The organism is Sulfurospirillum sp. MES (assembly GCF_000789415.1).
GTDB classification, from domain to species: domain Bacteria; phylum Campylobacterota; class Campylobacteria; order Campylobacterales; family Sulfurospirillaceae; genus Sulfurospirillum; species Sulfurospirillum cavolei.
In genome coordinates this window covers 162931-184202 of the sequence record NZ_JSEC01000003.1, presented here as the reverse complement: position 1 = coordinate 184202, position 21272 = coordinate 162931, and the positions used below count along the sequence as shown (strand labels likewise).

Sequence of the window (21272 nt, the reverse complement as noted above, 5' to 3'; positions counted from 1 at the left end):
AAGGGTGCGCGTGCTAACCAAGAGGGTCTCCTCTTGGCTTATTGGCGAATAATCACTTGATAGCCGTAATAAAAGTCGGCGTCGTAACCTCTTGTTTGACATGTAAAAGGTTTTTGACATGTTAAAAATTCCGGCTTCACGATCATTGCGACATACATCTCTCCGTCGTAAAAACGTAACTCGTATTTGGGGATCTTTGGGCGGGGAATGCTAAAGAGATAGCGTAACTTTGAATCCTCAAACGATGCCATAAAATCATCGACCTGCGTGATGGTTTTTTCCTCTTTGCCGTCAAAAGGATGCATAAAAAAACTGTAGTTGGCTATCGTGTCGAAATGGTCTTTTTTTAGGAATGCGATCTCTTTTTCGTCTAAAATTTTATCGCGGTTTTTGTCGTAATCTTGCATCAAAATCGACGACGTCATCTCATCAAATGTCCATAAAATCCAAATTTTTTCCTGCTCGACGGAAATGCGCGTATCGATAAAGACATGCGGATGAGCCGATAAGAGACTGACGGTGCCGATGAAAAGTATAAGGCTTCGTGTAAAACTCCTTTTGCACGAAGCAAAAGCAACCGAGGTGCGTGGTTTTTGAGCCGACAAAAACTCCGTGTTAACGTAGCTTTGCTTTAAGCGCATGCGAGAGAGTTTCGCAAGAACTCTCTTTAAAAAACGTTTCATGAAAACAACAATACCAGCCCGAGCGTAAACATAATCGCCAAAGCGATACTCTCGGAATAAATCAAAAAGCGAGGCGTTTTAGACCGGAAACGTTTTTTAGCATACAAGGTTGAAAATGCCGCCGCGGCGATGATAAGGCTCATGCCCAAACTCATACAAAAAGCACTTAAAAATCCCAAGCTATAAGCGCGGTGGGCAAGCGCGAACGTAAAGATCGCTACGGTTCCGGGGCACGGCACGATACCGGCACTCAAAACGACGCCCCAGTCGCTACTTTGCGATTTAGGCGAGCATGCCGCACAGCTACATGTAAAAGGGTGGGCGGAAAAAGCGACGATTTTCGGACGTGCTCGGTGTACTTTGATTTTCCGATACGCCATGTACGCGACGACGGCAAGAATGATGAGTGCCGAAATTTTGGTCGTGTAGAAGCTCACGTCGGTAAAAAAGGCATTGAAGAAAAGATCGAAAAGAAGGTAAATCGTCAACGTCAGTAAAAATGCCGAAAACGTGTGAACAAGGCCGATCAGTCCCGCCATACTTAATGCCTTGGCATAGCCGTGGTTTGCGGCAAAAAGGTAAGAACTGACCAAGGTCTTTCCATGTCCCGGACCTGCTGCATGAAGCACTCCATAGAGAAACGAAAGGCCTAAAAAGAGCAAATATCCCGCAAAAGAAGCTTTCTCTTTGAGTCCGGACATCGTATCTTGAATCGTGTTTTGCGTCGAGCTTAAAGCATTTTTGAGCCAAAGAAGCCTTGAAGATTCGGAAGAGGGAGCAACTTCAAGGCGCGTGTTTTCCTGTTTCTCGGGCGTTATCGGTGCAAGATTCGGTTCGCTTGGGGCGGGTGCTTGCGTACGTGTTGCGGCATTGCCGCTAATTTTCATAAAAGCGATGTGATTAAAAAGATTGAATTCAAAAGGAAAAACGTTTGCGTCGGCAGGTTGAATACCGTGGATTAAAAAGACGAAAAAGCCTTCGTTATCCTCGATCGTAAACGAAAGCTCGTCTTCGGGCAAAAGAGCTTGCGTCGTATCGGAGCGAAAGCGAAAAACCAAGTCGTCGTTGTTTTGGAAAAAGAGCTCTTTGCGACTGACATGTAAGCTAAGCGGTACGACGTGCGCTTGTTCACCGCCGCGTGCGGTGTATTCGACCGAAGTGAGGTAATGTTTTTTTGCGACGTAATTGTCTAAAATAATTTCGATACGCTTGAGCTCGTCCGGATCGAGCTTTTTATTGCGATTATCGTCGTAACGATCGATTAGGGTTTTGATAAAATCTTGACTAAAATGCCATTCAAACGTCATTGCCTTGAGCGTAGAAGCATCGCCCTCTAGCGTAATGTTAACGGTAGCCGAGGGCGTATAGAGCGCACAAAGCGCACACGCAAACAGGTGATAAGGAAGAAGCATGAGCCACAAAAATCGTTTACACATTAAAAGGCCCTTTGAGGAATAGGATGCGATAAAAACCAAAGCCCAAGCAGGACGACGCACACCGCCCCGAAAAACCGAATCGCCCAAAACCATTTCGGTTGCGTTGCGATTGCCTTGGATGCTTGAACGCTTTGCGCAAGAAGTCCCGCCAAAGAAATGGTAAGCCCCATACCCAAACTCATAAAAAATGCCGCGATCATACCGATACCCATATGCCCGAGCGTAATTGCAAAAAAAGAAAGCGTAATGACGCCCGGACAGGGAACGACGCCCGCAAGCATCACGACGCCGAAGCGACTTGTCTGCGTACCGACGACGGGCTCATTTACGATGCGCCGCTCTTTAAAGACGTTGTAAACGAGCCAACAGCCTAAAAGTACGATGAGACCTCCGGATATTTGAAACAAAGGAGGGTTGACGTCTCGAAAAAGCCTATTGGCACTGATGTTCATAAGGTAAGCGGCGCACAACGTGACGACGAGGGCGGAAAGCGTGTGAACGAGAGCGATCAGAAAGCCGATTTGAAAGACATGGCTTCGTTTGGAAGGATTGGCTAAAAGGTATCCCGCTACCAAGGCTTTTCCGTGTCCTGGACCTAAGGCATGGACGACGCCGTATCCAAACGCCAAAGCGATAATGAACAACGCGGGTTGAACATGTCCGCTATCGATCGCATGAAAATGCTCGGCAATAGCCGTATTGAAATAGTGATTGGCTTGGGCAAAGGTATTTGCGAGGGTTGAAGGCATCATAAAAACTCCAATAAATATCCGTAGTAATACGCGTTATCGACCTCTTTAAGCGTGTAGGGTAAAGAGGTATGAATCTGCTCTTTTTCGAGCGACAAAGCACATAAAAACGATTCGTCCCAAAAGCCGATCGACTTTTTTTGATGAACGTAGGGTTTTAAATCCACGTGAAATTCTACACCAAAAGCGTTGTTTTCGCGCCAAAGAAAAAGTTGCGTCGGTTTGAGGGGGACACTTTTGTTAGCAACTTTAAGGTGCGTGAAAAAGGAAAATTGTTTTAAGTCGTTAAAAACCTCTTTTTTAAAGGCTTCGGTTTCTTTGGGTGAAAAAATGCCGTTACGATCGGTGTCGAAATCTTCGAGTAAGCTTTGCGAGGTCATTTCGTCAAAAAGCCACCGAACTTTGAGTTCCGTTTCGTTCAGGTCTAGCGAAACCGTAATAAACGTATGCGGATGCGCCAAGGCACTACAGGCGTAAAAGAGTAAACACGCGCAAATTTTTAACATGTAAGGCTCAGTTTTGAAAAGATAGCGTTAGTGTACTCCCAAAAAGATTTAGAGCGACTGAGTTGCGCTCTTTAACGCGGTGCGTACATCATAATCCCGACGCCTACAAGCGCGATCAAACCGCCCAAAAGATCGTACATGTCGGGGACGATTCCGTAGTGAAAAGTATAGCGCAAATAATATGATAACAGTTCTCAAAGTTATAAAACTTTAAGTCAAGATTTCGTATTATTTCAATAACAATTATCAAAAAGGAGAAACAATGTCAGCAGTATTGGTCATCGGCGGAGATAAAATAGATTCGATTACGTCCGTGTTGCAAGATTTCTCTTTTCAAAAAATTACGCATTGGGATGCGCGAAATCCTTCGGTCGTCAAAAAAGAGATTCCTCAAGACGTGACGCTGGTCATTATGCTAACCAACTTTTTGAACCACAACGCGATGAATAAGTTCAAAAACGAAGCCAAACGCAAAGCGATTGAATTTATCTGTGCGAAGCGAAGCGAGAGTTCCGTTTTTTGCGAGTTGTGTAAAAAGTACAATCCGGGCGGTTGTATCCTCGAAAAATAGACTAAAAAAGGGAGGACTCCTATGTCTTCTTCACACCTAAGACAAGAGCATGCATTGAACTACGACGACGTTCGCATGATGTTGGATCAAAAAAGTTTTTGGGCAGAATACGAACCCATTATCGATATGAAAGAGGGCGGAATTTTCGGTTACGAAGCATTGGCTCGTTTTAGTCTCAACGGTGTGTGCGTTCCGCCTTCGCCGGTTTTGGAAGTTGCTCACCACGCAAAAGAGCTTTTTTTTCGTTTGGAACGCGAATTAAAAGAGACGCAATTGCAGCATCGCCCGAACGAGGGTATTTTATTTGTGAACATCGATCCGCACAATTTTAGCGACACGGAGAAGATAAACTATTGGCGCGATCTGTTTGAAGAGATCGAAAATATCTGCGTCGAAGTCACCGAAAATACCGACGACATGCAAACGGCACTGCTTTCACATTGCTTGGATGAACTTCAAAAAAGCGGCATCGTGATCGCTCAAGACGACATCGGTAACGATAAAAAACCTTTTTGTTTCGACCTAACGCATCGGGCACATTTTTTGAAATTCGATCGTACGTGGCTTTTGAAAATGCGATTGTGCGAGGATTATAAAGAGATTTTAAAAGGCTTTTTGAGCTTTGCGAAAGCGCAACATAAACGCACGATTTTAGAAGGCGTCGAAAGCGAAGAAGACTTTGCTTTGGCACGTTCTTTAGGCGTCGATTTCGTACAAGGCTACATTTTTAAACACCTCAATCTTCATTCGCCTCGATCCATGCACGGTGATGGGAAAAGGTAGTATTTGCGCTCTTTTTTGAGCTCCAATGGGAATTTTCCGTAACGCTCTTTAAACGCTTTACTAAAATGGCTAAGACTTTGATAGCCTACATGTAAAGCCGCTTCTTGTACCGAAATCTCCTGTTTTTCTAAAAGCTCTTTGGCTTTTTCCAAGCGTTTGGTGTGCACGAAGCCATAAACCGTGGTTCCAAAAAGCTTTTTAAACCCCTGTTTGAGTTTAAATTCGTTGAGCGCGCATTGACGCGCTAAAGCTTTAAGCGAGGGTGGATTGGCAAGGTCTCCTAGAAGGATATTTTTGGCTTTATGCATGGCTTTACAGTCGTCTTGGCAGAATTCCGTGCAGACATGGAAAGAACTGTTATGAAATGTTTGGTAGACCAACTCAAGCAATTTAGACTCCAAGTAGAGTTCTTGCAAAGAACCTTGAAAAGGTGTTTGTGTACTAATGTGATTTAAAAGGGCATATTGGGATTGGAGCATTTTGTGATAATGGTCGATTTGAAAAAACACATCGTTGCACGGCGGCGGATTGTCAAGTAGTTTTTCTTGAGAAAGCGAATGAAATAACGCGGGATCGATAACGACGGTATGGCTTGAGTAGCGTTTACTTTTTTCGTAAATGCCAAGAGATTTTAAGCCTTCATGGATTGTCCCTTGGATAATACTTTTGGATTGCATATTAAAATCAAGGCCGTCGGTTAAAGATTTAAAATGCACGGCGTCTCCCGCATTAAAATAGAGAAAAGATTGTTCTTGCATCTCCCATGAATGCAAATGCAACTCTTCGTTAAATACGCCATCAAACGCAGCGTATGCAATGCCGTGTCCGGTATTGAAGTATTTCAGATGGACGTTTCCAAACTCTTTGAGGATATATGCATCGCCGATAGTACGAGGCGAAGTCGGGGAAAAAAGTGCGGGAACCAATTCTTTAAAATCATGACTTGAAAGTGAAATTGCCATCGTTTACTCCTTAGGGTGAGAGCGAAAAACGGAACGTGCTTGAATCGGTAAAAAACCGTAGCGTTCTTTAAAGATTTTGCTAAAGTGGCTAAAACTTTTGTAACCGACCAGTTTTGCGGCTTCTTGCACGCTCATATCGTTGTGTTGTAGTAGTGTTTTTGCCTGCTCTAAACGATGGGTATGCAGCATACCGTAAATCGTCGTTCCGAACAGCGTCTTAAACCCTTTTTTGAGTTTAAATTCGTTGATGGCGGATTTGTAGGCAAGCTCTTTGATGGAAGGCGGAGTTTGCAGTGAATGCAAAAGCAGTTTTTTCGCTTTTTCAAGGGATTTGACGTCATCGGGCGATAAGCGAATCTCTTGATCACGCGCCTCTGTTTTGAGAGGAGATTGCAGGGTTAATGTGCTATGGATTAACTCCAGTATTTGAGATTCCAAATAAAGAGCTTGAAGCGAATCGTCAAGAGCGTGAGCCGCGTGAGAGATATGATGTAAAAGTGTATTTTGTCGTTCAGTTATCTCATTAGCGCGATGAATCGCGCAATAATCGCTCTCAAACATTGAGAAGGAGGTATGTGTTTCAAACAGGCTCTCTAGGCAAAAATTTTGAAGAAAAACCGGATCGATTAAGAGAAAATGGTTCACATGTAAAGCCTCTTTTGCGTATAAATTATACGAACGATGTCCTTGGCACATATGCCCGCTAAAGCAAAGATTTCGGTGAAGATGAAGGTGTTTATCGTTGGATAAGGCTCGAACAAAAGGAGAAGAGCCTTGATTAAAAGCTAAAAAGAGATAATCATCGTCCACTTTTTCTTCAATGCGAATTTCCTCGTTAAAACGACCGCTTAAAGAGCAGTAGATGAGTCCGTGCCCCGTATTAAAACATCTCCACTGTACACATCCGTGTTGTTTAAAAATGGCTTGATGATGGAAGCTTCGAGTATGACTTAGCATATTTAGACCTATGAGATTGTCGGAAAATTCATTGGCCGAAATCGTGTACGACATAAAATCCCTCCGGCATTAAAATAAATCCCGTAAACGGCATTCACAATATTGAGAATAGATCTCAATTATAGTATGATTTTCCTTTATGTGAATTAAAGCAAATGAGGATTGAGGGGAATTTAAAATGATAACAGGTTCTAAAATAATTGTTGCGGTGTTAGTGATGGCTAGTCATGTATGTGCCCATTCGTTGTGGGTTAACTCGTTTGAGTCGTTTAGCCACCAACCGGGGCATACGACACTGAGCTTAGGATGGGGACACACACTTCCGATTGACGACGGTATAAACTCTCCCAATGGACAAGTGATGATCGAAACGTTTTCGATACGTTCCCCAAACGGTCAGTTAACGGCATTAGCGATACCTTCAAGTGAGCCAAAAGAGCCGACGCAAAAAAGCGTAAATTTTGATCTTTACGATGCGGATATCGGGCTTCAAAAAGTAGCTTTGAAAAAAGAGAGCGAAAAGGGTGTTTATCAAATAGAAGCTAAATCTAAGCCGACGTATTATACGGAATACATCGATACGGCTGGAAAAAAACGTTTGAAATTAACCGCGAAAGATGTGATTAAAGATATTCAAAGCGTGTTGATGTCCATCCAATATGAAGCTTTTGCTAAAACATACTTGACGCTTGGAAAATGGGAATCGCCAAGGGCAACGGGAAAAGGAATTGAAATCATTCCTAAAACAGATCTCTCTAACGTTAAAGTCGGCGATTTGGTTGAATTTGAAGTGCTCTTTTACGGTAAACCTCTCAACGTCGGTATCGCAAGTATGGATTATATCAGTGCGTCAAGCAGTACCTTCGGGCAAAGCGAAGGATTTGCGTTGATGTCATACGTGCAAGAAGGAAAAGCACGCATCAGAGTTCAAAGTGCAGGGCAATGGATCGTTTCATGCTTGCATAAAGATTCTGTGACACAAGAAGGCGATTTGAAAGCGTTGTACGGGAAGGTCGATTATGTAGTCAATGCCGCTTCAATAACTTTTAACGTTAAAAATTAGCCTCAATGTTTGAAGAGGTACATGTACCTCTTCTTCTCGATTTTGAAAAGCTCCCTTAGACACTAAAAAAGCTCCTTTAAGCACTATTTACTTATTGATAATCGTTCTCTATTATCTTATGATTCCTCTTCATAAAATAAAGTGAGTAAAGAGGAGATCTGGATGAAAAAAAGGAGCCTATTGACAGGTGTTTTTCTCTCTGTAATAGCAAGTACGTTTTTGTTAGCCGAGGGAGACGTAATCAAACTTGAAGACGTTACGGTCAGTGCCAATAAAATTGAGGAAAAAGCCAAAGACGTACCTCAAAGTATTACGGTTTTAGACGAAGAGACATTGGAGGAAAAGCGCATTAGCCAAATTGAGGATATGGCAAAAGAAGTTCCCAATATGAGTTTCCAACATTCTGCTAACGGCTCCGAATCGATGTCGTTTCGAGGCCTTAATACATCGACGTTTGCGTTTAACAACCCTGTCGTAATTTACGTCGACGGCGTACCGTATTACGATCGTTACGATTACAATCCTTCGTTATTGAACGTTCAGCAAATTGAAGTCTTACGCGGACCGCAAGGTACTTTGTACGGTAAGGACGCTATCGGTGGGGTTATCAATATTATCACGAAAGAGCCGACGAACGAATGGCACGGAAGTATCGGCACCGAATACGGCAATTATAACTTTTCGCAAAGCACGTTTAACGCAAACGGTGCTTTGATCGACGATAAACTCTTTGCCGGTGTCAACGGTACGTTAAAATTTGACGACGGATGGATTACCAACGATTATCCCGGTATGAACGATGATGCAAACAGGCAAAAAGATCAACGCTTGGCAGGATTTCTTCTTTTTAAACCGACGGACCGTTTTTCGGGAAAATTAACGCTTTCACACGATCATCTCAAAGATTATTTTATGGATGCAATGGCGATTGATTCGACAGTTGCTTTGAATGATTTACGGCGTGAAGATAACGAACATGTCAGCTTTGACGTTCCTCAGTTTCGTGAACGTACCACCGATGCACAAAGTTTACGTTTAAATTACGATTTTGATTTTGCGACGTTAGAATCCATTACTACCCATAAAGACTTCTCGTTAGACGTTCAAGACGATGCGGATTATAAATCGGGTACGAGTATGGACGGACTTAAAAGCCTTATTGTTTCGGATGTCAAAACATGGACGGAAGAGTTGAGACTCTCCAGCAAGGATCAAGCTGTTCGTTGGGTCAGCGGTATTTACCTTGACGATGAAAAACGAAATCAAGGACCTTACGGCAATGCAAGATCTCTTACGAGCGTAGCCAACGTCGAATCGGAAATTAATACGCAAACGGCGGCGGTGTTCGCTCAAGCGGTCATTCCTCTTTACGATAAACTGGACTTAACGTTAGGCGGAAGGTATCAACATGTTAGTCGCGATATCGACTCGGATTATTACAACAGTTTTAGCGGCGGAACGAGCCTGCACCACTATGCGGATAAAAAAACGTGGAATACGTTTTTACCTAAAGCGGCACTCTCCTATAAATTCAACGATGCGCTTATGACCTATGCTTCGGTTTCCAAAGGGTATATTCCCGGCGGATTTAATTTCTATTCCAGCAGCGACGGGAGCGATTCCTCGTTTGACCCCGAAAGCTCTGTCAATTACGAAGCGGGTATCAAATACTTGGGCGATGATTATAGTTTAAACGCTTCCGTATTTAGAATGAATATCGAGGATTTACAAGTATACAAAATGGTCGGCTATATTACCGTCGTCGACAACGCGAAAAAAGCGCACTCTCAAGGCGTCGAGCTTGATGGAAAATATTTGCTAACGGATCATATCGAACTCTCCGCCGCACTGGGTCTGATCGAAGCGGAGTATGACGACTATACCAATGCCAACGTACGCTATGACGGACAACGTATCGAAAGTACGCCGCACTTTACTTCAAACCTTGGGATCGCCTACATTGCGACACGAGGTTGGTACGGTAGAGCCGATCTTCAAGGGCGCGGAACAACCGGCTTTATTCGAAACAGCAGAGTCGAGACAACCGACGGCGGTTTTACGGCTAACGCAAGGCTCGGTTATAAGCTTAAAGATTGGGACATTTACGGTTTTGTGAACAATATTACAGATGAAGAATATATCGTTACATACGGTAGAGGTGTCGGCTTTAACGATCCAAGGCGTTTCGGCGTAGGCGTAAAATATACGTTCTAAGGCATTGCAAAGCGATCAAGGCATCAAAACCCTTGATCGCTTTTTATCCAATTCTTACTAACTTAACTCTTCACATGTCAAAAAGTGTTAAGGTTCCAATAATTTTAAACTTCAAATCTCCATAGCGGTTGTTTTTTTACCTATGGCTATGAACAGCAAAGCAAGAAAAAGCGATAGTTCAGTAAACGCTAAAATTTATTTTGATACTATTTATCAAAATTTAAAAAGCGGACAATGCTAAAGTATTATAAAGAGTTGGTTTTTTTTGTACAAAAATTGGTGGGAGACAAGGATCTTGCTATGGACATTACGCAAGAAACGTATATTAAAACCATTGAAAAATCAAAAGAGTCGCCCATCGCCAATGAAAGAGCTTTTTTGTACAAGGTTGCTCGTAATATTGCGATCGACATCTCCCGTAAAGAAAAAAATCGAACGTTTATCGCTTACGAAGAAGAGGAGCATTGTTGCGACAAGCAAGAACTTCCTTATGAAATAATACTTAAAAACGCTAAACACGAAATGCTCTTAAATGCACTTGATACGTTACCAAAGCATTTAAAGCACGTTTTTGTTTTACATGTCATGGAAGGTTACAGTAAAAAAGAGATTGCCGTTATGATGCATCTCAATCTCAACAGCGTTCAAAAATACATCATCAATGCCACCGCAAAATTGAGCGACTATATCCAAAATACACAATGGAACAAAGCATGAAGCCGACCTTAAATGAAGAAGCAAGTTATTTTTTCGCCTGTATGAAAGACGGTTTTACGTCACGTCAACAAGAGGCTTTTGAATTATGGATTAACCAAAGCGATGCACATCGACAAGCCTTTGATCGTATCAAAAACGTGGAATACCTCTATCGAGCATTGCCGCAAACCATGAAAGAGACAATGATTAAAAACGTGCATGACGAACTCAAGCGTCAAACCGTTTCAAAACAATTTCGCTCTTTTGCGATAGCCGCTTCTATTCTTTTAGTGCTCTGTTTGGGTGTTTACGAACGTTACCTTGCTTTTTACTTACCGCATGCGTATGAAACGGGTAAAATGACTCAAAAGGTTCTTTTACCCGATGAGTCAAGCGTACTTTTAGATGCAAAAACAAAAGCGACGATGTGTTATAGAGGCGATAAACGAGAAGTGGTATTGCAAGAGGGAAAAGCTCTTTTTAGCGTTACAAAAAATCAGGATATGCCCTTTTTCGTTCGTGCCGGAGATCTGAGCGTTAGAGTTGTCGGGACGCGATTTGAGATTAAAAACTACGGTGGATCCGTTGATGTAAGCGTTATAGAAGGTACGGTAAGCGTTCAAAAAGACGATGATGCTTTAGCCGTTTTAACACAGGGCAAGAAACTGGTGTATACGGTTCAAACAGGTCGCGTTAGTCTTCAAAGCGTTATGCCTGAAAATATCGCTTCATGGAAAGAAGGAATGCTGATTTTTCATGATGAAACCTTAACCAATGCACTTAACGAATTTGGACATTATCAAGATCTTACGATTGTTATTCCGAACGAGTTGAAAAATTACACGGTTTCGGGCTCGTTTGAAATCGGATCGGTCGATAAATTTTTGTACGCGTTAACCAAAATTTATCCACTCAAAGTCTCTCACGTAGGCGATGTTCTTTACATTCAAAAAAAATATAAAAAAAACAATTAAACGTTTTGGCGAGTTTTTAAAGAGTTATATCCATTTTTGGTTTCTTTTTACGTCTTACTATTTAGAGAACAATTCTCAATATTGACTATAGAGAAAAGGAGGAAACGGAATGGGCATTCCATATTCAAAAATAGCGTTATGCTTGGCTGTGTGTTCGAGTTTATATGCGCAAAGCTTTAGCGTGGAAAATCAAAGTTTGGAAGAGGCGATTAAAAGTCTTGCCGTACAGGCGCATATGGCGTATATTGCAGACGGGAAACTTCTTAAAGGGAAAATGGCTCCTGCTTTTCAGAATGTTGAGGGGCTTAAAGAAGCGTTGGGAAAAGTGCTCCAAGGAAGCGATCTTGAAGCCGTCATCGAAAACGATACGATTATGATTAGGCAAAAAGTCGAAAATAATGCAACAACGACAAAAAGTAATATTTTGTTGCAACCGATCAGCATCTCAACCGCGGCACAAAGTACGATAGGAACGACGGTCATTAGCAATGAGTATGTTCAAAATGCCCCCGCGGCAAATCATTCCATTACGGATTTACTTAGGGGAAAATCTTACGTTCAGTTTGACCAAACTTCTCTTAGCTCTGCCACGGGCGGAGAGATAACGCCGCCGAAAGTTTCGATTTTCGGTAGTAAACATTATGAAAATAATTTTATGCTTAACGGCGTGAGCAATAACAATGAGATTAATCCCGGAAGTTCCGAGCTAAGCAATAGTGATATGTCGGGTCAACCGAGCGGTGAAGCGCAATCGTTGTTCATTGATACTTCTTTGGTCGATACGGTAACCGTTTATACGGAAAACGTTTCATCCGAATACGGCGATTTTTTAGGCGGCGTAGTCGATGCAAAACTTAAAGATGCACCAAAAGACGCATGGCACGGTTCCATTAGTGCACGCTATACCGAGGATTCATGGGCAAAATTCCATTTGACCGAAGATGAAAGAGCAGATGCGGAGACTACGACAACGGCTGAATTACAGCCTGAATTTACCAAAAAAGAGTATACGATTTCTTTCAACGGTCCTTTGAGCGAACATTTAGGTTTAATGCTAAGTTATGCCAAAAAGGAATCCACGATTCCCTTATGGTCGAGTTATGTGGTTTCGGACGGTAACGGAGGCTATACGCGAGATAAAATCAATCAGTATCGCGAGAGCGAAAATTTTCTCGTGAAACTCAATACGATTGATTATGATGATTTTAAAGCAAGTTTGACGGCCATTTACGCGCCTTATACGCAATCAAAATACATTCCGAATTTTAAAAATTCAGATTATGATATTAAAGGCGGCGGGTACACGTTGATCTACGATATGGAAAATGACTTTAGTTTCGGCAAGTGGAAAAATACGCTGAGTTATCAAATGTATGAAGTTTCGAGGGATTCGAGCAGTAATATTAACTACGGTTGGCGAAATAATTATGCAGGGGCTAATTTTGACTGGCGTTTGAGCACCAGTTCGACAACTTCTTCCGAAGGGGGTTTTGACGATTACGAGCAAAAAAAACAAACCTATGGATGGAAGAGTGTTTTAGAGGTAGAGCCGTTTAAAACGGCGGAGCTTGAACATGCAATCAAAGTAGGGTATGAGACAAAATACGCGTTGGTTGAAGCCGAGCGCGAAGGGTACATCTCGTATGCGAGTACCAATGCGGTGGCTAATACCGGCGTTGTAGGCGATAAGGAAGACGGCATCTTAACGGGAAGCCAATATTTTAGTCGAAAAGTAACGGGAATGGCGCAAGAAAGAGAGGTAGATTACGCTTCGTATGCCGTCTTTTTGGAAGATAGCGTTAAGATAGAGCGTTTCACGATTCGCCCAGGACTTAGGGTTTCGACCGAAACGGTTACCGAAAATATCGACCCCGCGTGGAGACTCTTTGTCAATGCAGATGTTTTAAACAACCATGTTTTAAATATCTACGGCGGAAGCAATCGCTATTACGGTGGGCAAATTCTCTCTTACGCAACGCATATGCCGATAAAAACGTATACTTCCACCAGAACGAGTGCTACCGCGGCATGGGTCGACGGTACAGTGAGTAGCAATGTACCTTACGGCTTGGGGGATTTAAAAACGCCTTATTCGGACGAATACAACGTCGGAACGTCGCTTAACGTCTACGATACGCTCTTTAGTATCGATTACGTTAATCGTGCGTACAGAGATCAAATTCGCTCAAAAACCATCAGCACGGGACCGACTTATCGAGAATACACGAATGCGGGAGAAACCGATTACTGGGGATTGACGTTTGCGATTTCAAAAGATTACGACTTGGGTTCTTGGGGCAAACACGCTTCTAAACTTTCAGCGACTCGCTCTTTTACCAAGACAAACAGTTTTGATCCTCTCAGTGCTTTTACGGATAATGAAGAGACGACTCGATCGACAACGCACGTAACGTACAACGGAAGATTAATGCGAGTAGAAGATGCGCCCGCAACGGATTTTAACCGCCCATGGGTTGTTGCGTATACGCACAGTGCCGATCCGTACGATTGGCTCAATCTTACCGGCGTTTTCCGCTATCAAGCCGCTTCCAAAGGGATGTTATCCGACGGTACCGGACTGATGGATCCATACGGTATCGCAACCAGTGCGTATATTGATATGGATTACGGTGCGACTTACAATATGGATTTGTCCGCAGCAATGACGACGAAATTTAACGGTCAAAAGCTGATCTTCGGCGTGGATATCTTCAACCTATTCAATCGTAAAAACGATGTCTCAACGGGTTATGCAAGCAGTAGCATATCGCATGTTACGTATTCGATGGGACGTCAATTTTACGCGAACGTTAGATACGAATTTTAAGAAAAACAATCCTTACATGTAAAGTCTTCGGCTTTACATGTAAGCTCCCTCCATTTGATTTAAAGGCTTTGGTTATGAATATACGAAAAATAGGGTTTACGTTTGCGTTTGTTTTGTGCTGTACGACCGTCGTTTCGGCGCAAGAACTTGCATGGTACGACGGAAAGTGGGCACACGAAGGAAGCGATCTAGTCCCTGATAAAAGAGTGCATTTTGGAAAACTCCCAAACGGCGTTCGCTATGCGATTATTCCCAACACACTTCCTAAAGGAAGGGTTTCACTTTATTTGAACATGCAAGTGGGCTCTTTGATGGAAGAAGAGAGTGAAAAAGGGTTCGCGCACTATGTCGAGCATATGGCGTTTAACGGCACCAAAAATTTCCCCGCAGGCTCGTTGATTCCGTTTTTTCAAGACAACGGTATGAGTTTCGGCGGCGATACGAACGCCCATACCTCGCTTGCGGAGACCGTTTATAAACTCGACCTTGCCAAAGTCGATGACGCGTCTGTGTCAAAAGCATTTTTGATTTTAAGAGATTTTACCGACGGTATGTTGATGGCTGAAAGCGAGATTCAAGACGAAAGAGGCGTTATTCTCTCGGAAAAAAATGCCAGAGACAGTGAAGAATCTTTGGCAAACGATGAAAGAAGAGCGTATTTATACGGCGGTACGAAGTTTGCGGATAACGTGATCGGTACGCAAGAGAGTATTCAAAGTGTTCATTCGAGCAATTTGACGTATTTTTATCGCAAATGGTACAGACCCGAGCGCACCATGGTCGTTGCCGTGGGCGATATTGAACCTGTTAAACTTGTACCGATGATCGAACAAGCGTTTTCGAGTTTTAAAAATGAAACGCCACAGCCTGTCGTACAAGATTTCGGTGAGGTTCAACAACCGAAATTTAAGCTTTTCATGCAACCGATGGAAAAAGACGGAGTGAGTTTTTCACTTCTGATCTCTCATCCGCGCAAATTTTACAAAGATACGCAAGCCAATTTAAGAGAAACGTTTATTCAGATGATGGCATCGTCTATTTTCAACCAACGTTTGCGTGAAATAGGACTGAAAAATCCACATTTATGGGGTAAGGCGCAATTTTATAATAATGCTAAAAAAGGACTTCTTCCCTCTGCCGGCTTAAGTTTTATCAGCAATAACGAGCATTGGAATGAAGCGCTTAACATGCTGATCAAAGAGAGCAACGGGGCACAAAAATTTGGCTTTAGCGATGAAGAGTTCATCCAAGCAAAAACTCTTATCGGTCGAAATTTGGACAAAGCCGTTTTAGATGAAGCAAACCAAAAAAGCAGTGATCTTGGCAAGAGTTTTGTCACCATTGCCAACAGCGGTGCGGTTTTTACCTCGGCAATAGAAGATAAAAAACGCTATGAGCAGTTTTTGCCGACCATCACGCTTGCAGAGGTCAATGCGGCTTTCCAAGAGGCGTTTGCACCTGAAAACAGAACGCTCGTCGTAAGCGGTAATAGTAACGCAAGTCACGAAGAGATAACGTTAGCGTGGGAGCGTGCGCAACACCAAGCGCTGAGTCTGTATCACGCGACGCAAAAGAAGACGTTTCCGTATTTGACCTTGCCAAGCGAAGTCTCTCAACTGCCTACATTAGAGAAAAAATCTTTAGGACAAAACGCTCCGATGCTTTATGTCGCACACTATAACGATGCGCTTGATATTTACATGATGCCGACTAAATTTGAGCGTAATCAAGTGATGGCTCGGTTTATCTTCGGGTATAACGAACCGTTTGGCGAAAACGTTTTGGCGTTAAGTAAAATTGCCTCGGCGGTTTTGTCCGGAAGCGGTATCGGCTCTTTATCGCCTACAGAAGTTTCACAGCTTTTTGGAGGGCTCGGTATGAGCGTTAAAGAGGGCTTTGAAGATGCAAATTCCGTCATTAACGGCAGTGCCGCCACCAAAGATTTTTCACTTTTAATGCAAGCGATGTGGACACAGTACAAGGATCCTATGCCACAAGAGTCTGCTCTGATTCGTTTCAAGCAATCGCTTGAGCTGGGTAAACACCAAAAAGAAAACAGTGTGGAGGGTGTGGATCAAGCGTACAGCGCTTCGTATTTGAGCGGAAACTCGAAGCGTTACGAGTCTATCGATCTTAAAACCTTAGAGCGGTATCGTTTGGAAGACATTAGCACCTTCGTCAAAAATCAACGTCGTGCTAACGTCAAAGCCAAAATGATTATCACGGGAGATTTTGAACCGCAAAATGCGCTTAAAGAGGTCGTGCGTTTTTTTGGCACACCTGAAAAAGCAACGACTTCAAATCCCTACGATACCCATCTCATCGCCGCAAGTTTTCCGACAGAAAACTACATGCAGCGCGTGGTCGCCGACAAAGTCGATAAGAGCGTGGTGTATCGGGTGTATCAGGGTAATGTGGAAGACGTAAGCGATCGTATGCGCGTTGCAACGCTCAATGTGGCAGCAGCGGTTGTCAAAGATCGGCTGAGAAAAGAGCTCCGTGAAAAATCAGGGGTTGCGTACAGTCCTTCGGCGTCGTATAAAAACTCGCTAAACCCCGTCGATAAGGGCTTTGGTCTTTTAAGCATCAAAGTGGCAACCCAAACGAAACATAACGATGAAGCCTTGCAAAAAATAGACGCCGTCGTGGATGAATTAGTGCATAAGGGCGTGAATGAGGATGAGGTAGAACGCTTAAAAGCTCCGATGCTGACCTCATGGAAAAGTGCTCAAAAAAAGAGTGAAGTGTGGCATAACTTGATGGAAAAAGAGATTCGCCACGGTTTACCGTTTGTTCAATGGTATGTCGATTATCCTAAACGTTTGGAAGAGATTCATGCTAAGGATGTCAATAGGGTGCTCAAAGAGCTTTTAGAGACGCATCATACTGCAACCTATGTCATAGCATCGAAAGGAGCAAGCAATGAATGAATTGATCGTGTGTAAAGATTTACGTTTCGGGTACGGTAAAAAAGAGGTCTTACACGGACTAAACTTTACGGTAGAAGAGGGTGGTATCGTCGGTCTTTTGGGACGAAACGGTGCGGGGAAAAGTACGACCATCAATATTTTGATGGGTTTTTTGGAACAAACTTCGGGTGAATGTTCTATTTTAGGGCATCCGAGTTATTCGATTCCGCCTTATGCAAGGCAAGAGATCGGCTTGTTGCATGAGGGATTTATTCAGTACGATTTTATGACGATAGAGGGGATTGAGAAGTATTACGCTTCGTTTTATCCCAAATGGAATCGGGATTTGTATTATGATTTGGTGAGCCGCATTAAAGTGCCTTATTCGAGAAAGATTAGCCGTCTTTCGTGCGGACAACGCTCTCAGGTGACCTTAGGGCTTATTTTGGCGCAATCGCCCCAACTGATGATTTTGGATGATTTTTCCATGGGGCTGGATGTGGGGTATCGAAGGCTCTTTTTAGAGTTTTTGCGTGATTACGTCGATACGTATAAAACCACGGTATTACTCACCTCTCATGTGATTCAAGAGTTGGACTCCTTTTTGGACAAAATTCTTTTTATCAAAGAGGGAAATATTGTTTATGACGGTACGAAAGAGGCATTTCTCTCTTCGTTTTACTCTTACACGATTCCTATTGAAGCGTCCAAAAATATTCTTACATGTAAAGAGATCGCCAACATCGAATACGGCAATAAATATGCCCATATTTTCGGCTATACCGAAAAAGAAGCGATGCAGCGACGCCTTCACGCATTTGGCGTGAATGAAAAGGTAATCGCGTCGTTGCAATCCGATTCGTTAAATTTAGAAGACGCCTTTGTCGGGCTTATGGGGAGGTACTAGATGAACCGTGTCAGTCGCAAAACAATTCTTAGAGCCGTTTTATGCAAAGAGTGGGTGAAGTTACGAATGCTCGTTTGGGTTCCTTTTTTTGTGATGATCGCCTTTCTTATCGATACGTATATGCGTTATAAAGGCATCGTCGCATTGCATGGAGCTTCTGCGCTTTGGCTCGATTTGATCTATAAGCAAAGTATCGCTTTTTATAAATTGGAGTGGGTGCTTATCGGTGGGGGCATTTGGTTCGCGTGCTTGCAATTTTTGCCCGAATGTTCCCATAAACGGTTGCGTTTGCTGTTTCATATTCCCGTTTCGCATCAACTTCCGATCTACGCGATGCTATGCGTAGGACTTTTGGTGATAGGAGTGTTGTTCCTTGGGACTTTTGGAGGATTTTACGCGATATTGTGTCGTTTTCATTTTCCGGCAGAACTTTATGTTCCGATGCTTAAAACCCTTCTACCGTGGGGACTGGCAGGATCGGTCGCCTATTGCGCGACGGCCGCCGTTATCGCACAAACTGACATCGTCCGTAAATTAGCGTTGGTGTTTTTGGGCTATGTGTACATCTCGTTTTTGAGTGAAACCAACGGCTTTGACGCATTTAACGACTTAGGATGGTATGCACTGAGTTGCGTGCCGTGGATTTTTGCTTTTGAAGCGGCGGCATTGGGCGTCAAGGAGGGGCGAGCATGAGAGTGAGTATTCCTAAAATAGCGGTCTTTTTAGTATGCGTGATGGCATTGTATTGGTTTATCCCTCACTTTTACAATCGTGCGACGCGGATGGATAAATTTAGTTTAAGCGGTGTCTTTAGCCCTATCTCTCAATCGTTTATCGTATGGGAAAGCACACCCGACGAGATGGTCTATAAAGATGAAAAAGGCACGCTTTTGGATAAAGTAGAAGCTCAAAAAATGATGCCGTTTATTTTTTCGGGAAACGTCAATAAATGGGGCGGATTTCCTTTACATGTAGACGGTCAAACGTTTAGTTACGAAGAGGCGAAAAAAAATACTCAAAGTATGCGTATCGCTCCGCGTTACGTCTTTTCCGAACTTTTACCGATACATATTTTATTTGAAACCGCTCCGGTAGGAACCCAGTTTCCCGTCCCTAAAGACGTTACTCTTTTTCAAGAGGATCGACTCGAGTTTGTGACGATGAACGACGGCGTCGTAGATACGCTTAAGTCGGAAGCCTTTACGGCTTCGTTGAAAAATGCCGGTTTTGTTTTTCCGGTTAAACGCGTCGCCACCAATCCGTCGCCTTTAAAATCGTTTGATGAGGGAATGATGTTGATTGATGCGCAGAACAAGCTCTTTCATCTCAAAATGCTCAAAGACAAGCCTTTTGTTCACAATATGCACCAAACGATTCCAGAAAATCCTTTGTACATGACGTTGGAAGAAAATCCTCGAAAACAGTATTACGGGTTGATTGCTACGGACAAGAGCGTTTATCTTTACACCTACGCAAACGAACTTGTCTTGTTGCCGCTTGAAACTTACGATCCGGCGAAACATTCGTTGATGATTCGAATGTCGCCGTTGTATCAAACGATTATTCAAGCCGACATAACCGATAAAACGCAACCGCTTTCCTATATCGCAACCGATACGGATTTTAAAACCTTACATGTTAAAAAACAGACGTTTCCTCAAACGATTATAGAGCAATTTGAAACGATTGAAAATGGGCTATCGTTTTTAACGCCTTTTACGCTGACGCAGTTTTCGAGCTCCAAAGGCGGCATCGTGTTTGATTTTAGCATCGCGGACAATAAACTTTTTGCGGCACTCGGAAGTTTGTTTGCATTGATCGTTTACGTCGGATACGTACGCTTGAGGCATTTAAAATTCAACGTACTCTCTTTGCTTTTGATCGCCTTGTCGGGGATTCCGGCACTTCTCGCACTTATAACGTTTGGAGATGTGACAACCTATCAAGGCAAACGTGAACGTGTAGTGTAAAACAAGCGAGTCTGCTTAATTATCTTCGTATAAAACTTAAACGCCATGGTGTTACACGATGGCGTTTAATCTTCCATCTTTCTCTTTTTTTTAGGCGTTACATGTAAACCATTTTGTGTTTCAAAACGCTTTTGGGTGGGTAGCCAAAATGTTTGGTAAATGCGGTTGAAAAGTTGCTTTGGTGCGCATATCCAACAGCTTTGGCAACTTCGTTGATGCTCATCTCTCCTTGTTCAAGCAACTCTCTGGCATGCGCTAGGCGATGAGCGCAGATGTAGTTAAAAAGACTTTGACGAAAGAGGGATTTGAAATTGCGTTGGAGTTTGGTTGCGTTGGTTTTAGCGATACGGCACAACCCTTCAAGACTCAAGGGTTCTAGCAGGTGTTCGTGAATATACTCGGCAACCTTGCGTGTGTAAAAGCGCTCGATTTCGGGAAGCGTTTGTGCTGTGTCGTGACGCTTGCACAGCGGACTGAGCCATTCGTGAAGCAGTTCGTACACATTGGATTTGAGTCGAAAAAGGCTCACAGGATCAAGTGGATCAAGATGGCTGAGTGTTTCAATGCGCATCAGGGATTTTTGGCCAAGAGGCGATTCGCTTAAAATCTCAAAGAGCGGTTTTTGCTCCAATTTTTCGAGTAAGTGAGATAAAGGATGCGCCTCATCTCCGAGCGATTGACGCAAAAACGAAGGCGAGAGAATTAGGTTGAACGAACGAGTTGTACGCTCTTTTTCGTAGTAACTTCGCCCGTTTTCACGGTTGAGCAAAACCGAGTAGAGTCGGTGTGTGTGAAAGGTATGGTGGAGGTGAAAATCGCGGTGTTCGTATGCGATGCCGCCTTGGGAAAAGGTCGCAAACATCAACAGCGGTTGTTCAAATTCATTGCAAAAGCAGAGTCTCTCTTTGGGTTGAAGATCAAAATGGCAGAGCATCAGTCCCTCTTCTAGGACGATGGGACGAATCGAGCCTTTAGCATAAGGCTCTAACAATGCGGATGAATCGTGAGGCGATGCTGGATTGAACAGATGAAACGATTGTAAGTCCAAAGCGTTGCACATAATGG

19 protein-coding genes are annotated in these 21272 nt (G+C 43.2%); 11 read left to right on the top strand and 8 right to left on the bottom strand.

Annotation, left to right across the window (positions count from 1 at the left end; translation table 11 throughout):
* Positions 1-38 precede the first annotated feature (38 nt).
* The 5 genes from OA34_RS06640 to OA34_RS13625 all read right to left on the bottom strand — a co-directional run bounded on the left by OA34_RS06640 (position 39) and on the right by OA34_RS13625 (position 3550).
* A complete protein-coding gene (locus OA34_RS06640) occupies positions 39-683 on the bottom strand; it encodes a DUF1007 family protein (RefSeq protein ID WP_286682894.1) in 645 nt (214 codons plus the stop codon).
* Positions 680-2119: a nickel/cobalt transporter gene (locus tag OA34_RS06635; RefSeq protein ID WP_039673658.1), complete on the bottom strand. Its 1440-nt coding sequence runs from the start codon at positions 2117-2119 to the stop codon at positions 680-682. The genes OA34_RS06640 and OA34_RS06635 overlap by 4 nt, the downstream gene beginning before the upstream one ends.
* Positions 2119-2871: a nickel/cobalt transporter gene (locus tag OA34_RS06630; RefSeq protein WP_039673657.1), complete on the bottom strand. Its 753-nt coding sequence runs from the start codon at positions 2869-2871 to the stop codon at positions 2119-2121. Before OA34_RS06630 ends, OA34_RS06635 begins: the two co-directional genes overlap by 1 nt.
* Positions 2868-3374: a DUF1007 family protein gene (locus OA34_RS06625; RefSeq protein ID WP_039673656.1), complete on the bottom strand. Its 507-nt coding sequence runs from the start codon at positions 3372-3374 to the stop codon at positions 2868-2870. The genes OA34_RS06630 and OA34_RS06625 overlap by 4 nt, the downstream gene beginning before the upstream one ends.
* Positions 3375-3445: 71 nt before the next feature.
* A complete protein-coding gene (locus OA34_RS13625) occupies positions 3446-3550 on the bottom strand; it encodes a YnfA family protein (protein ID WP_286682893.1) in 105 nt (34 codons plus the stop codon).
* A gap of 86 nt (positions 3551-3636) precedes the next feature.
* Here OA34_RS13625 and OA34_RS06620 point away from each other — a divergent pair, with 86 nt between their 5' ends.
* Complete coding sequence (locus OA34_RS06620; RefSeq protein WP_039673655.1) at positions 3637-3945, top strand: DUF2325 domain-containing protein; 309 nt, start codon at positions 3637-3639, stop codon at positions 3943-3945.
* A 21-nt stretch (positions 3946-3966) separates the two neighbouring features.
* The gene (locus tag OA34_RS06615) at positions 3967-4728 is read left to right on the top strand and encodes an EAL domain-containing protein (RefSeq protein ID WP_039673654.1); all 762 of its coding nucleotides are present in this window, start codon (positions 3967-3969) and stop codon (positions 4726-4728) included.
* Here the strand turns inward: OA34_RS06615 and OA34_RS06610 are convergent.
* Both OA34_RS06610 and OA34_RS13620 read right to left on the bottom strand, forming a co-directional pair.
* Complete coding sequence (locus tag OA34_RS06610) at positions 4689-5690, bottom strand: helix-turn-helix transcriptional regulator (protein WP_286682892.1); 1002 nt, start codon at positions 5688-5690, stop codon at positions 4689-4691. The genes OA34_RS06615 and OA34_RS06610 overlap by 40 nt on opposite strands.
* Positions 5691-5693: 3 nt before the next feature.
* The gene (locus OA34_RS13620; RefSeq protein ID WP_286682891.1) at positions 5694-6701 is read right to left on the bottom strand and encodes a helix-turn-helix transcriptional regulator; all 1008 of its coding nucleotides are present in this window, start codon (positions 6699-6701) and stop codon (positions 5694-5696) included.
* A gap of 163 nt (positions 6702-6864) precedes the next feature.
* On the opposite strand from OA34_RS13620, the gene OA34_RS06600 reads away from it, so the two are divergent.
* From OA34_RS06600 to OA34_RS06560, 9 genes are all read left to right on the top strand, one after another.
* Positions 6865-7710, top strand: a complete 846-nt coding sequence (locus OA34_RS06600; protein WP_286682890.1) for a DUF4198 domain-containing protein — start codon at positions 6865-6867, stop codon at positions 7708-7710.
* 162 nt (positions 7711-7872) lie between these two features.
* On the top strand, positions 7873-9924 hold the full coding sequence (locus tag OA34_RS06595; protein WP_039673652.1) for a TonB-dependent receptor: 2052 nt from the start codon (positions 7873-7875) through the stop codon (positions 9922-9924).
* Between the two features lie 234 nt (positions 9925-10158).
* Complete coding sequence (locus OA34_RS06590) at positions 10159-10641, top strand: RNA polymerase sigma factor (RefSeq protein WP_039673650.1); 483 nt, start codon at positions 10159-10161, stop codon at positions 10639-10641.
* A complete protein-coding gene (locus OA34_RS06585; protein WP_039673648.1) occupies positions 10638-11594 on the top strand; it encodes a FecR family protein in 957 nt (318 codons plus the stop codon). The genes OA34_RS06590 and OA34_RS06585 overlap by 4 nt, the downstream gene beginning before the upstream one ends.
* 109 nt (positions 11595-11703) lie before the next feature.
* Positions 11704-14421, top strand: a complete 2718-nt coding sequence (locus tag OA34_RS06580; protein WP_039673646.1) for a secretin and TonB N-terminal domain-containing protein — start codon at positions 11704-11706, stop codon at positions 14419-14421.
* A 74-nt stretch (positions 14422-14495) separates the two neighbouring features.
* Positions 14496-17351 (top strand): M16 family metallopeptidase, encoded by a 2856-nt coding sequence (locus OA34_RS06575; protein ID WP_039673644.1) that lies wholly within the window; start codon positions 14496-14498, stop codon positions 17349-17351.
* Positions 17344-18237, top strand: a complete 894-nt coding sequence (locus OA34_RS06570; RefSeq protein ID WP_039673642.1) for an ABC transporter ATP-binding protein — start codon at positions 17344-17346, stop codon at positions 18235-18237. Before OA34_RS06575 ends, OA34_RS06570 begins: the two co-directional genes overlap by 8 nt.
* The gene (locus OA34_RS06565; RefSeq protein ID WP_286682889.1) at positions 18238-18930 is read left to right on the top strand and encodes a hypothetical protein; all 693 of its coding nucleotides are present in this window, start codon (positions 18238-18240) and stop codon (positions 18928-18930) included.
* The gene (locus OA34_RS06560) at positions 18927-20207 is read left to right on the top strand and encodes a DUF4857 domain-containing protein (RefSeq protein WP_039673640.1); all 1281 of its coding nucleotides are present in this window, start codon (positions 18927-18929) and stop codon (positions 20205-20207) included. The genes OA34_RS06565 and OA34_RS06560 overlap by 4 nt, the downstream gene beginning before the upstream one ends.
* A 97-nt stretch (positions 20208-20304) precedes the next feature.
* Here the strand turns inward: OA34_RS06560 and OA34_RS06555 are convergent, their stop codons facing one another.
* Positions 20305-21267, bottom strand: coding sequence for a helix-turn-helix transcriptional regulator (locus OA34_RS06555; RefSeq protein ID WP_039673638.1), 963 nt, complete (start codon positions 21265-21267; stop codon positions 20305-20307).
* Positions 21268-21272: the final 5 nt, after the last annotated feature.

What these genes read in the sequence shown, in the direction of transcription:
- OA34_RS06640 (WP_286682894.1), bottom strand. Translation starts at nt 683, where the DNA reads ATGAAACGTTTTTTAAAGAGAGTTCTTGCGAAACTCTCTCGCATGCGC.
- OA34_RS06635 (WP_039673658.1), bottom strand. Translation starts at nt 2,119, where the DNA reads ATGTGTAAACGATTTTTGTGGCTCATGCTTCTTCCTTATCACCTGTTT.
- OA34_RS06630 (WP_039673657.1), bottom strand. Translation starts at nt 2,871, where the DNA reads ATGATGCCTTCAACCCTCGCAAATACCTTTGCCCAAGCCAATCACTAT.
- OA34_RS06625 (WP_039673656.1), bottom strand. Translation starts at nt 3,374, where the DNA reads ATGTTAAAAATTTGCGCGTGTTTACTCTTTTACGCCTGTAGTGCCTTG.
- OA34_RS06620 (WP_039673655.1), top strand. Translation starts at nt 3,637, where the DNA reads ATGTCAGCAGTATTGGTCATCGGCGGAGATAAAATAGATTCGATTACG.
- OA34_RS06615 (WP_039673654.1), top strand. Translation starts at nt 3,967, where the DNA reads ATGTCTTCTTCACACCTAAGACAAGAGCATGCATTGAACTACGACGAC.
- OA34_RS06610 (WP_286682892.1), bottom strand. Translation starts at nt 5,690, where the DNA reads ATGGCAATTTCACTTTCAAGTCATGATTTTAAAGAATTGGTTCCCGCA.
- OA34_RS13620 (WP_286682891.1), bottom strand. Translation starts at nt 6,701, where the DNA reads ATGTCGTACACGATTTCGGCCAATGAATTTTCCGACAATCTCATAGGT.
- OA34_RS06600 (WP_286682890.1), top strand. Translation starts at nt 6,865, where the DNA reads ATGGCTAGTCATGTATGTGCCCATTCGTTGTGGGTTAACTCGTTTGAG.
- OA34_RS06595 (WP_039673652.1), top strand. Translation starts at nt 7,873, where the DNA reads ATGAAAAAAAGGAGCCTATTGACAGGTGTTTTTCTCTCTGTAATAGCA.
- OA34_RS06590 (WP_039673650.1), top strand. Translation starts at nt 10,159, where the DNA reads ATGCTAAAGTATTATAAAGAGTTGGTTTTTTTTGTACAAAAATTGGTG.
- OA34_RS06585 (WP_039673648.1), top strand. Translation starts at nt 10,638, where the DNA reads ATGAAGCCGACCTTAAATGAAGAAGCAAGTTATTTTTTCGCCTGTATG.
- OA34_RS06580 (WP_039673646.1), top strand. Translation starts at nt 11,704, where the DNA reads ATGGGCATTCCATATTCAAAAATAGCGTTATGCTTGGCTGTGTGTTCG.
- OA34_RS06575 (WP_039673644.1), top strand. Translation starts at nt 14,496, where the DNA reads ATGAATATACGAAAAATAGGGTTTACGTTTGCGTTTGTTTTGTGCTGT.
- OA34_RS06570 (WP_039673642.1), top strand. Translation starts at nt 17,344, where the DNA reads ATGAATGAATTGATCGTGTGTAAAGATTTACGTTTCGGGTACGGTAAA.
- OA34_RS06565 (WP_286682889.1), top strand. Translation starts at nt 18,238, where the DNA reads ATGAACCGTGTCAGTCGCAAAACAATTCTTAGAGCCGTTTTATGCAAA.
- OA34_RS06560 (WP_039673640.1), top strand. Translation starts at nt 18,927, where the DNA reads ATGAGAGTGAGTATTCCTAAAATAGCGGTCTTTTTAGTATGCGTGATG.
- OA34_RS06555 (WP_039673638.1), bottom strand. Translation starts at nt 21,267, where the DNA reads ATGTGCAACGCTTTGGACTTACAATCGTTTCATCTGTTCAATCCAGCA.